The organism is uncultured Sphingomonas sp. (assembly GCF_913062585.1).
GTDB lineage: Bacteria > Pseudomonadota > Alphaproteobacteria > Sphingomonadales > Sphingomonadaceae > Sphingomonas.
In genome coordinates, this window is the sequence record NZ_CAJXWX010000001.1 from 1 (window position 1) to 10827 (window position 10827).

10 protein-coding genes, 2 pseudogenes and 1 riboswitch are annotated in these 10827 nt (G+C 60.1%); of the genes and pseudogenes, 5 read left to right on the top strand and 7 right to left on the bottom strand.

Translation table 11 applies throughout. The features are described 5' to 3' along the window. Window positions 1-139 precede the first annotated feature (139 nt). From QZ546_RS00005 to QZ546_RS00020, 4 genes are all read right to left on the bottom strand, one after another. Window positions 140-772 carry a LysE family translocator gene (locus tag QZ546_RS00005; protein ID WP_294232725.1) on the bottom strand — a complete coding sequence of 211 codons (633 nt, stop codon included), beginning with the start codon at window positions 770-772 and terminating at the stop codon, window positions 140-142. 17 nt (window positions 773-789) lie between these two features. Then, window positions 790-871: riboswitch (ZMP/ZTP riboswitch) on the bottom strand. A 150-nt stretch (window positions 872-1021) separates the two neighbouring features. Continuing rightward, window positions 1022-1375 (bottom strand): hypothetical protein, encoded by a 354-nt coding sequence (locus QZ546_RS00010; protein WP_294232727.1) that lies wholly within the window; start codon window positions 1373-1375, stop codon window positions 1022-1024. A 648-nt stretch (window positions 1376-2023) separates the two neighbouring features. Beyond that, window positions 2024-2359, bottom strand: coding sequence for a hypothetical protein (locus QZ546_RS00015; protein ID WP_294232730.1), 336 nt, complete (start codon window positions 2357-2359; stop codon window positions 2024-2026). 72 nt (window positions 2360-2431) lie between these two features. After that, the gene (locus QZ546_RS00020) at window positions 2432-3784 is read right to left on the bottom strand and encodes a nucleotidyltransferase domain-containing protein (protein ID WP_294232733.1); all 1353 of its coding nucleotides are present in this window, start codon (window positions 3782-3784) and stop codon (window positions 2432-2434) included. A 271-nt stretch (window positions 3785-4055) separates the two neighbouring features. On the opposite strand from QZ546_RS00020, the gene QZ546_RS00025 reads away from it, so the two are divergent. From QZ546_RS00025 to QZ546_RS00040, 5 genes and pseudogenes are all read left to right on the top strand, one after another. Beyond that, entirely contained in the window at window positions 4056-5165 is a 1110-nt protein-coding gene (locus tag QZ546_RS00025; RefSeq protein ID WP_294232735.1) for a hypothetical protein, read from the top strand. Continuing rightward, entirely contained in the window at window positions 5162-5473 is a 312-nt protein-coding gene (locus tag QZ546_RS00030) for a hypothetical protein (protein WP_294232737.1), read from the top strand. The genes QZ546_RS00025 and QZ546_RS00030 overlap by 4 nt, the downstream gene beginning before the upstream one ends. Before the next feature lie 201 nt (window positions 5474-5674). Continuing rightward, window positions 5675-5839, top strand: a pseudogene (locus QZ546_RS17640) (DUF6538 domain-containing protein); the annotation flags it as partial. A 189-nt stretch (window positions 5840-6028) separates the two neighbouring features. After that, window positions 6029-6310: pseudogene (locus QZ546_RS00035) on the top strand (IS3 family transposase); the annotation flags it as partial. 138 nt (window positions 6311-6448) lie between these two features. Then, on the top strand, window positions 6449-8428 hold the full coding sequence (locus QZ546_RS00040) for an EAL domain-containing protein (RefSeq protein ID WP_294232739.1): 1980 nt from the start codon (window positions 6449-6451) through the stop codon (window positions 8426-8428). A gap of 157 nt (window positions 8429-8585) precedes the next feature. Here the strand turns inward: QZ546_RS00040 and QZ546_RS00045 are convergent, their stop codons facing one another. From QZ546_RS00045 to QZ546_RS00055, 3 genes are read right to left on the bottom strand one after another with little or no spacing between them, the layout of a single operon-like run. Further along, window positions 8586-9002: a hypothetical protein gene (locus tag QZ546_RS00045; RefSeq protein ID WP_294232741.1), complete on the bottom strand. Its 417-nt coding sequence runs from the start codon at window positions 9000-9002 to the stop codon at window positions 8586-8588. After that, a complete protein-coding gene (locus tag QZ546_RS00050) occupies window positions 8999-9730 on the bottom strand; it encodes a hypothetical protein (protein ID WP_294232743.1) in 732 nt (243 codons plus the stop codon). Before QZ546_RS00050 ends, QZ546_RS00045 begins: the two co-directional genes overlap by 4 nt. Then, a complete protein-coding gene (locus QZ546_RS00055; protein ID WP_294232745.1) occupies window positions 9712-10269 on the bottom strand; it encodes a hypothetical protein in 558 nt (185 codons plus the stop codon). Before QZ546_RS00055 ends, QZ546_RS00050 begins: the two co-directional genes overlap by 19 nt. Window positions 10270-10827: the final 558 nt, after the last annotated feature.

Genomic DNA, 10827 nt, shown 5'->3' on the forward strand with positions numbered 1-10827 from the left:
GCCGAAGCCGTTCCATCTGATCGTCCGTCAGCCAAAACAGGTCGCTCATTCCAGTCTCCTCTCGGAGCCTGAATCAGATCGCGCGCCTCATATCAATGGGTCCTGACCCTAAGCTGGCACTCGGCGGGGATAGTCTGGACTATCGGCGCGCTTCGGTGGCCATTCTGACCGCCAAGCCGGCAAGGACGGTGCCCATCACCCAACGCTGGACCAGCGCGAAGGTAGGACGTTGCGTGAGGAACATAGCGATCGAGGCCGCCGAGATTGCGATCATCGCGTTGACGAAAACGCTGATGGCGATCTGCACTGTCCCGAGAACCAGAGCCTGCCCCAAGATGCTGCCGTTCGCCGGATTGATGAATTGCGGCAGCAGCGACAGGTACATGACCGCGATCTTTGGGTTCAGCAGGTTGGTCAGGAAGCCCATGAGGAACAGCTTGCCCGGACTGTCCGCCGGCAGGTCCTTCACCTGAAACGGTGAGCGCCCGCCGGGACGCACGGCCTGCCATGCGAGCCAAAGCAGGTAGAGGGCGCCAACGATACGGATGGTGTCATAGGCATAGGGCACCGCCAGTACGAGCGCCGTGATCCCGAAAGCCGCGCAGAGCATGTAGAATACGAAGCCAAGCGCGACGCCGCCAAGCGAGATCAAGCCGGCGGTCCTGCCCTGACAGATCGACCGCGATATGAGATAGACCATGTTCGGCCCTGGCGTCAGAACCATACCCAGCGCGATGGCGGCGAAGGTGAGCAAGCTGGCAAGTTGAGGCATCTGCTTTCTCCATACCGAAAGGATGCCCAGACGCGCGGCCGATGCCCCTCGCGCTTCCCGATGGTGCCCCATCTCTCAGCGTCAGTTGCGCGAGGTTCTGGAAGATAACGACAACCGATGGGATGTGTAAAGATCATCAATCTGCGACGGCATCGGGCGTGGTTTTCTCACCATTCTCGACTTTGGAGAACGAAGAGCCATTCCCAACCGACCATCCCGTTGGCTGACGGTCGATATCTGCTGGATGTATCACTCCCAATTCTCGCCGTTTCCCCACGTCTGTCCACTTGAGGTATTCACCGATTCAGGGTCCTGCAGCAAAGGCCCATAGAAAGAGTGATTTTTCAATTCATCGGCTTCCGCCGGTTCCGTTTCAGCTTCAACGCTGTCTCGCATCAGCTCGTAACAATGATCCTCAGCGGTAGCTTTACGGCTACCTTCCAGTTCATTCGACCACTCCAACTCCTGATGCTCAATAGCTTGCCAATTTTCAGAAAAAAGGTGGCGCTCAATGGCGGCACATGCCTTCTCTCTGTCGGCGGCGGCGACATACACTTCGCTCGTATGAAACCTGTTTCCGATAAGGGCTTTGAAAACTTGCATATTTACCTCCAGCTTTAAAATACCCTCCGCGAAGTAAAAATTGTATAATACTAGCAGCCGACTCACATTTCAGTCGGGCTCGGCCTTGTCTGGCGATGATGCGCCAAAGCAAGGCGCGAAGGCGGCGTCAAATCTGACATGCTGGGGTCCGCTGACTGGGGAGCATCGCGAGTAGCGTATTAATATGAACGCTCACCAAAACGGCGCGGTGGTCCAAAGCCGCCTGATTCCCTTTGCTTCGTCGATCAGCTCAGAACAGGCGCATCATTTCAAATCAGCCTCTTGGCACCGAAATTTCCCAACAATCTGAGTGCCCAATTTCGTCCGATTGGGTGCACCACTCCCAAAAATGGTGGAAACGCGCCCTTTTTTTCGTTCCCATAGAGGACTGTCTGAGAACGAGCGGCCTTGCGAACGGCTCCGCCGTCTGCGTTGGCGTCATTCTTGATCCCAGAACGCCGTCATGAGCCCAGGAGACGAGCGCGGGGCGTCTTCTTCGAACCCCAGTGTCACATCGGATGTATAGTACGAAGTCAGTCGTCGGCGCATGCTGCGGTACGCGGCGCTGCCGTGCTCGAGGTCGTAGGGCGCTGCCTGTAACCCTGCATACCACGCCATGCCGGCGTGCATCCGCTTAAGATAGCGTATTCACTCAAGGCCGAGCCGACCGCCGGCAGCTTCAGGCTCAGTTCGGATCGTGATGATGCCGATGAAGCCCGACACGAAAGGCTCGGCTTCACCATGACGATTCATCATCGCTCGCCTTCGCTTCCGGATATCTTCGGCAAGTCCATAGGCAAACGCACTATGCTCGTCGAAAGCCGCAGCGAGGTTATTAGCCCGAGTGATATCAAAAGAAGCTTCGGCCCATCGGAGGCAATCCAATGTACATAATAGCCGGCCGTCTTCGGCTTTCCCAACGACCGAGATGGTTTGCATCGCGGGCCGGTCATAGTTCGGCCAGCAGATCGCTTCGATGTCCATGTTGAGCGAGCCTCCGTTGGAAACGATTGGATTCAGAAGCAGGCCGTGGTTGGTCCATATCGCTCCGCAAAATCAGTTTAGCTCAATGTTAACTGATGAAGGAACGCCCGCCGGCTCGATGGCGACTGAGCGTTTCACAAGCTTTTCCTCGATCCCTTCTACAAAGTAGTGAACCATGTCTTCCGGGAGGTCGCCAGCGGAAATCTGAATGGTAACCTTCGCGGCCATATCGCGGTCGATGGCTCGGCGGAGTATCCGCTCGGCGTCTACCGCCAATATCAGCGACACAGCTGCGACCATTTCAGGAAGAGTCGCAAGATCGATATACTTTCTGCTCCTGTGCAGGAGAAGATCGCTGAAGCTGGCTTTCAGCACCGCTTCACCCGATATGTCTTGGATCGACCTGTGCAATGTAACGCATGTCCCCCAGAATTCGGTAGCACTGACGATTGCAACCGCTGATCGACCATCAAGCCCGGGTCGCTTGATTGTCTTGGGTAGCCAAGGAAAATTCCTGAGATCATCGCCCGACACGGCGATCCGCAACGTCCGAGGGTATTCCGGAAACAATTGCCTGCACTCGTCGGTCCAGCCTCGAAAAATACAGTAAGGCGAGACAGTCCCCCAGCTGTCGTAGCCCGCCACCCACCTGGCATCCATTGGCCGGAGGTGCGCTGCGGTTAGATCAGGCATTACGGGTAGAGGGTCGATGGTATTTAGCCGCCCATTAGATTGTGGATGGAGGGGCAAGATCGGGTCATCCACGCGACCGCCCCTCGTACGATCGTATATCAGCTTGCAGGGTACTCCGAGCGAAGCCAGGTCGTCCATTCCGTCCTTCGCACCGGCCAACAGAGGATGCCGACGAGAGCCGAAGACGGCTCTTCCATAAAGCCAATCGACCCGGTCCCACGGCCATCTCCAACGGGACGGCGCATCAGGGATGTTTGCTAAAAGCGCCTCGGCCTGACACACCTGCGCATCGAGATTTGGAAAACGGTCCGAGCTTGAACGTGCAATGGCAAGATCAATGTCGCCGACCGCAGCTTCCTCTCTCATCAAACTTCCGAACAGCCAAACTTCGTCTACCCTGCTGATGGCTTCCCGATCATTATTGAGCTGATCTACCCGTTCAAGAAATTCATCGAGCACCCTTTTTGCCTTTGCCAGCGGAGTTCGTGCTACCACCTTCGATCTGACGAGCGTCAGTCCAGCCTCAGTAACTTCCCCGGAGGTATGATCGATCAAGCCGCGATCGAGGCACTCTTCAAAAACGATCGCGCCGTCCCGTCGGTGAGGAAAGACGCTTTTGAGATCGATCAGGCTGGCCGGGCTCTTCGTACGAAGATAACCTGTCAAAGCGTTCTTGAAGGTCGACGTCCGGTAGCCTGCAATCCGCCGGTCGCGATCAAATGAGATGCCCATTTAACGCTCTTGGTTATCAGTTTGTCGTCCGTGACTGCCACAATGAAGGCTCACTGTCTCCCATCACTTATCCCTCCGCTTCGCGACGGCTGACGCAAATTATCCAATGATCTGAGTGCCCGTCTTCGGCCTTTGTGGGGCACCACTGTCTAGAAATTGCACCTCATAGAGAACAAAGGGCGGCACCAGCGTGTGGAGTTGCCCCGTATCGGCTTGACTTTTTGCAAATTGTTCACTATATGTTCTCTTTGCAATGTTAAGGCGGGGTAGCATGATCAAAACCTCTGGCGGCAAGCAATCGAGCGCTTTTTCATGGTGGCTGCGAACCGGCAAGCTGCCTACTGCGCTCAGTCCTGACGGTCTCGAACTCAAATTCAATCCGTGGCACGATCCGGAAGACGGCCGGTTCACCTTTGCTGGCGCGGGACGCCATTATGGTGCGAGCGGGACTGACGCAGTTAGCAGTGAGAAACGCCGGGCTCCGACCAGTTCTGATCGCGCCCCTGTTTTATGGGATCGTAGCAAGTCGAGGACTTCGGCATTGCCAAAGGCCGGAACGTCAGATGCTGAAACGGCGGCGGGAAATGGCCAGCGGCCGGTGAATCGTGCGTCACCCAAAGTAAAGCCAAAGCCCGTTGAGGGATCGCGGCTCGGCAACCAGCCGAACCCTGTCACCGAATTCGTCGGTGGCGTAGGCGAAGGACTTTACGGCGTTGGGACAGAAACGGTGGCAGGAGTCCGCGCTGCGCTGACGACGAATCCGGTGACCACCGTTCGCAACGCCGGTCGCGGTATCGCGGGTATGATCGATGCTGCGATCGCTGCCGAAGATACGCCCGCCCGTATACAGGCTTCGCGTGCGGCAAGCGCCGTCGCCAATGCGTCGGCGCGGGATATCGGTCGTGTAACGGGGACAGCTGCCGGGAACGTTGCGCTGGCGGCAGCGCCGGGGGCGGCGCTCTCGAAGGCGGCCGCATTGCGCCGACTACGCATGGCGAGGCCGCGCACAACCTATGATCCGCCGCAGATCGGTTGGGTGACGGAGACGACCAAGTCGGAAAAGCCCTGGAAGGCTTACAACGACGCTGCGACGGGTGCCCAGCCCGGTCGGGCGCCGACGCTGATGCGAACTATGGCGGACGGTTCGAAGCGGCCAGTCAAGTTCGACGGCATTCAGGGCGATTACATGATCGACCGGAAATGGTCTGTCGTTGATAGGCTGCGGGCGCGGGCCCAAATCTTGCGTCAGTCGCAGGTGCTGGCAGAACATCGCCTGATCGGATTATGGGAGGTTCCTACTCCTGCTCAGAAAGCCAAGGCACTGAGATTATTCAAGAAGATGAAAGTCACCAATATCCACGTGAAGGTAGTCAAGCCATGATCGCTATGCAGGTTGCGAGCATTATCGCGGAGTATGTCGTGTTCCTCGAGCTTACCGACGAGGATGAGTTAGACCCCGATACCGCCGTGAAGATGATGGAGGCTCTTGCCGGCCATCTCGAAGAACTGGACAAGGGGTTTCTTCGCGAACTGGTGGATGCGTTTCCAGTTGTAGCGGAGGGATATAGTGGCGAGGCGCAGGAGGTGGTGCGCAATATCGCGCATGGTTTCTATCTTGAAGAGGCGCTTGCAGCCGACAATCCTGAGAGACTGGCCGAGTTGGAAGCGCTGCGCGACGCGAGGGACTGAGCGCCGGCTGGAGTTTCAAAACAGCGTGATCATGGCCTCGTCCATCTCTAACACCGGCGACCGATCGAAATTTCCCAATGATCTGAGTGCCCAGTTTTGTCCCCTGTGGGGCACCATCCACCCTAAGTCATTGAACAGGCTTAGGTTTTGCGAAAATCACTGCTTGTAACGACTGTCTGCTACAATCGTAGCGAGGCAAGGATGAGCGCGTACCTGCTTAGGCGTGATGGCGGCACCTATTATTTCCGGCGTTCGATCCCGCTAGCCCAAAGGCAGCGGTTCAGTGGAAAACGCGAATGGGTGCGATCGTTAGGGACTAAAGACCGAAGCGAAGCCAAAAGGCTCATACCCGCGTGTTTGATCGCGTTTGATAAAGCGATGGATGGCGACGCCTCGAAAGCATCGGAGGAAAGCCACGCGAAGCCTTTCCAACCTCCGGTAGCGCTTGCAGAGGCAATGGAACCCTACAACTGGCCTGCCGCCGGTTTGATGGACACCGAGATAAGGTGTTTTCATCAACCTGAGAGCATTGATGCAATGAAGGAAGTTCAGACGCGCGCTTATGGCACGAGACGGGTCTGGCATGACGTGCTGGCTGACGCTGGGGATTGCGGCCCGCATCGCGTCGAGCGGCTGAAGCGCCAGCAGGGATTGCGCGCCAGACGGCGCGGGCATGGTCCGCCCAAGGATCATGGTGAAAAGTCGGTGGTCGCGGCCAACGTGTCGGCGCGTCGCCCATGCGCCGATTATATCGAGCGTTTCTACAATCCCATCCGCAGGGACGCGACCCTGGGCTATCTCAGCCCTATCGCATTCGAGCGCCAGGCTGGGATAGCCTCAAGAAGCGTATCCCGGCGTCCATCAGACCGGCAGCGGCCCAGAATATTTCGCATGGTTTCGGCGCCCATTAGCACAGCATACACCTTACGCATGCGAAACGAAGGACCTGTTCCGAGTTCGTCACGGTGATTGCCCATGCTCTCCTCCCACCGCACGCAATTTGATCGCCCTGTGGCGGAAGTCCCGGACGCGCTGTCCGCGCAGATCGTTCTGGACCAGATTGCCGAGATCAAGAGCTGCGTCCGGGTCGCCATACCGGTCAATATGATGCTCGGCGTGATCAACCTTCTGGTCGCGATCAGGAGCGACCTCGCGCTCTACGGCATCGCCTGGTTCGTCGCCTCGCTCACCGTGAACCTCGTGCGCCTGTATCTTTGCTATCTGCCGGCGCCGGACATGGGACATGCTTCCTGCCGGCGGTCGCCGCTGCGATCGATCGCCGTGCAGCGATATCTGATCTGGGCCGGGGCCCTGCTTTCGGGAATAGTGTGGGCCGGGGTTCCGATCCTGTGCGCCGGCTATACTGCGCCGCAGGCGCTCTTCTACCTGACGGTCGTGTGCGGCGTCACCGCGGGTGCCGTCACCCATGGCACGCCGGACGCCCGCACGCCCCTATGCTTCATCCTGCCGGCGCTCGCATCCGTCGTCATTTGCCTGTCCGTGGCCGGAGGGTTCGAGCGGGCCTGCATCGCCTTCACCACGATCGTTTACATGGCCGCGCTCTCCCGCAGTTCCATTCGCGCCGAAAGGACCTTCAAAGCGCTCAGCCGCGCCAAGAACGAGGCCACGACGAACGCCGCCGCACTATCCGCGGCGCATGATCATTCGCTACAGATCATCGACATCATGCGGTATCGCGCAACGCATGACGACCTGACGGGCTTGCTCAACCGACCGGGTTTTATCACCGAAGTCGAAGCGCATATGAAGGGCGGGCAGGATGCCTATTGCCTGATGTTCATCGACCTTGACGGCTTCAAGGCCGTCAACGACGTCTATGGCCACCGCAAGGGCGACCAGGTGCTGATAGAGGCCGCGAGGCGCCTTCAGGCTCAGGCCAGCGGCGAAAGCCTTCTCGCTCGCATGGGCGGCGACGAATTCGCCATCTTCTTCCCCGTCATGGCATTTCAAGCGGCGACCGACCTCGCGCAGGCCATCATCGGTGCCATGTCGATCCATATGGACGGTGTCGATACGGGCGCGCTGGGGGCCAGCATCGGGATCGTCATGGGCCTCCAAGCGGACCTGACCGACATCCTGGCCTGTGCCGACGAGGCCCTTTACGCCGCCAAGAATGGAGGGCGTAACCGCTATCACGTCTTCGACAATGATCTGCGCGAGCGACTGGAGATGCGCCGCGACCTTGAACGCGACCTACCGCGCCATCTCGAAGACGGATCCCTGGATGTCTGGTTCCAGCCCATCTTCGCGCTCGGCCAGACCTTGCCGAACACGATCGAAGCCCTGCTGCGCTGGCGGCATCCGCAGCATGGCTGGATCTCCCCGGAAAACCTCGTTCGCCTGGCCGCGATCAACGGACATGCCGAACCCCTTCTCCGTTTCGTGCTGCACCGTGCCAGTCAACTTCTGGAGGCCCTGCACCAAGCCGACCTGAAGGAGATCAAGGTTGCGATCAACATATCGCCGCGGGAGATGGCGCAACTGTCGGTCGACACCATCATCCTCGACCATTTCGAGGCGCTTGGCCTTGCGCCGCCCTTGCTGGACGTCGAAATCACCGAAGAAACCGCCTTCGAGGCCAAGGCCATACAGCACAAGATACAATCGCTCTCCAAGGCGGGCGTGACGATCAGCCTGGATGATTTCGGCGTGGGCTATTCATCGCTTGGAGCGCTTCGCCATCGCCGTGTCGATCGCATCAAGATCGATCGAAGCTTCGTATCCAACATCACCCGGTCGCCCGAGGACCAGCATCTGGTCAGCGCCATCATCGATTATGGCCACAAGTTCGATCTCGAGGTCGTGGTCGAAGGCATCGAGACGCGCGAGGACTATATGATGATACAGAGATTGGGCGGGCATCTCTTCCAAGGTTATTACCTGGCCCGGCCTGTGCCTGAATCTGACTTGCTGGATTATCTTCGCACCAGGTGACCAGATGGGCGCCGACCAGCGTCATGTCGGTGCGGGCGTTCTTCGACAGATTGCCGATCGCGTCCCTATTATAAGTCGCCGCATGGGCGGTCGAAACCGCCAGACAGGCCATGCGAGGCCGATGAGGCTGGACAGGCGAAATCCCATGAAACGGTCCTTATCGAAGGGTTCGTGGATCGGTACGCGGTACCAATCGGGTTTCGGCATCTGGCTCGGCGACGAAGACCGATGGGGGCGGCGCGGGCGCGATGGCGGGGGACAGCAAGGCGCCCGTATCCGGGTCGTAGCGGAATATCTCAGTCAGCGGCCCCGTAAGGACCGTCAGAACGCCGCGAACATCGTCGGTCACGGCGATACGGGTCGCCGGTTCCTCGCCGCAGAGGACCTGCGCCCCCGCGTCGAAACCGGCACCGCCATCGGGCCGTATCAGGCAGGACCGCCCGCCGGGCCGGGCGATCTCCAGCCATCCTTGCGGCGTGATCCGGTGGCTGTAGAGGGCGCGTCCGTCGGGCGCGATCGTGGTGAAGGTCTCGCCGCGTCCGAACCGGCGCTGCGGCGCGTCCAGGCCCTTCACGCCGACGATATTCTCGGTGAGCAGCCCATCCGGGCCGATATGATAATGGCCGATCTGCGTGCCCGTATCACCGGGCCAGCGCAGGTGTATATGGACGTGCGGGGGGCGCATCGCCATGACCATGCGGGGCGTTGGTGTCGAAGCCCATGATCTGGATGCGGCCCAACCCGTCGCGCTCGACTTCCTCGCCAAAGCCCAAGCGTCGCGCGGCGTTGCCGATCGGGAAATGGGCCGGTCGCATAGGCGCCGGCGCGACGTGCCGGGTCGGCATGTTCGAAGCGCAGCACCATGCCCGGCTCGACGATATGCATCGCGACCTCGGCAGCCGTGATCGCGTCGGCCGCGACCGGCGGTAACTGCACCACGATCCCGTGCGGCACCGATCGGAACGGCACGTCGCCGCCCGACAGGATTTCGCGCCGCACGGTCTGGCTCGGTCCATCGAACGCCAGTTCCAGCGACCGCCGTCGCGGCACGCGCAGCGCCACCACGGTCTCGCGCGGATTGTCCGCGTTGAACAGCGGCGTGGTCACGGGCTCACAGGCCGGACAGGAGGCCGCATCGAACCGCGCAACCGGACTATCCGGCGATCCATGCTTCACGAATTTGAGCACGATCTGCACCGCATCGCCCGCCCCCTGTGGGCTCGCAGCCAAAGCCGGGGCAGCGGACAGCAATGCCCCGCAGAGCAGGGCCCAGCCTGCCCCGCTCACCATTTCGGCTTCCACGACAGGCCCAGCCAGAAGGTGCGCCCGACCGGGAAATAATAATTCACATAGTCGCGCAGCACGCCCTGGCGGACGATGAACGGCGCCTTGGTCAGGTTCTGCACCTGGTCGACCAGCTCGACGCCCTCGCGCAGCGCGACGCGCGCCTCCATGTCGAGCTGCTGACGCGGTTCCTGATACAGGGCCCAGATCGGCGGACTGAAAATGCCCCCGACCGCGCCCCCGGTGAGCAGCACCCCACCCGTCCCGGAATAGGCGGCACAATAGGGTTCGAGGGCACGAAAGCTCGTGCCGAGGATCATCATCAGCGCCAATATCGCCAGAAGGATGGGCATGGCGATGCGCGCGTCACGTTCGAGAACGGGGTCTGGCGGCGCGCGATGATCGTCCTCCCGCCGACCGCGAAGCGACCAGGCCGTGCCGCATACGAAGAGCGTCAGGCACCCGGCCCATGACAGCCAGGCCGCAACGCTATGCTCACGGATCAGCAGCGGCGGCGCGATCGTCGCGACGCTCAGACCGGCCAGCCCGGATGCCACAGCGACCCCGCCATGATCGCACCCATCGCCCGGCTATCCAGCGCACAGATTTCGGTCAGGAAAAAGCCGAACAGCAGCGTGCTGGCATGCCACAAATGGCTCTTGGCGAAATGGGCCGGCAGATAGCATGCGTTAGAGCGTCGGCTGGGACATCCCCTTGAGACTGGCTGATCCCGCACACGATCCACTCGATGCCCCGGAGGCAAAAGCGCCCGTGCGGGATTCTGGCCCAGATTTGTGCCGCTTTTATGTATCGCCCGTTTCGGACGGGCTTCGCCGGGGGCATGGACCGTTCGGGCAGATCGCCGAAGAGCGCGACCGCGCCGGTGTCGTCGCTCACCTGACCCGCGATCATGAAGAAGTGCGACGGGGCGTCGGTGCGCATCTGCCACGACGGACGCTCATGCCTGTCTCCTCACGGAGCCTGAATCCATCGGTCCGGCCCCTAGGCCGGATCGACATTCGGTTCGCTCCTTCTTTCCCTCTCCCCTGGACAGGGGAGAGGGTTAGCGGAGCTTGCCAGCTTTGCTGGCTAGCGCAGCTTGGGTGAGGGGGCGA

Excerpts from the sequence above, each read along its gene's own strand:
- QZ546_RS00025 (WP_294232735.1), top strand. The coding sequence starts at position 4,056 with ATGATCAAAACCTCTGGCGGCAAGCAATCGAGCGCTTTTTCATGGTGG.
- QZ546_RS00005 (WP_294232725.1), bottom strand. The coding sequence starts at position 772 with ATGCCTCAACTTGCCAGCTTGCTCACCTTCGCCGCCATCGCGCTGGGT.
- QZ546_RS00015 (WP_294232730.1), bottom strand. The coding sequence starts at position 2,359 with ATGGACATCGAAGCGATCTGCTGGCCGAACTATGACCGGCCCGCGATG.
- QZ546_RS00020 (WP_294232733.1), bottom strand. The coding sequence starts at position 3,784 with ATGGGCATCTCATTTGATCGCGACCGGCGGATTGCAGGCTACCGGACG.
- QZ546_RS00010 (WP_294232727.1), bottom strand. The coding sequence starts at position 1,375 with ATGCAAGTTTTCAAAGCCCTTATCGGAAACAGGTTTCATACGAGCGAA.
- QZ546_RS00040 (WP_294232739.1), top strand. The coding sequence starts at position 6,449 with ATGCTCTCCTCCCACCGCACGCAATTTGATCGCCCTGTGGCGGAAGTC.
- QZ546_RS00030 (WP_294232737.1), top strand. The coding sequence starts at position 5,162 with ATGATCGCTATGCAGGTTGCGAGCATTATCGCGGAGTATGTCGTGTTC.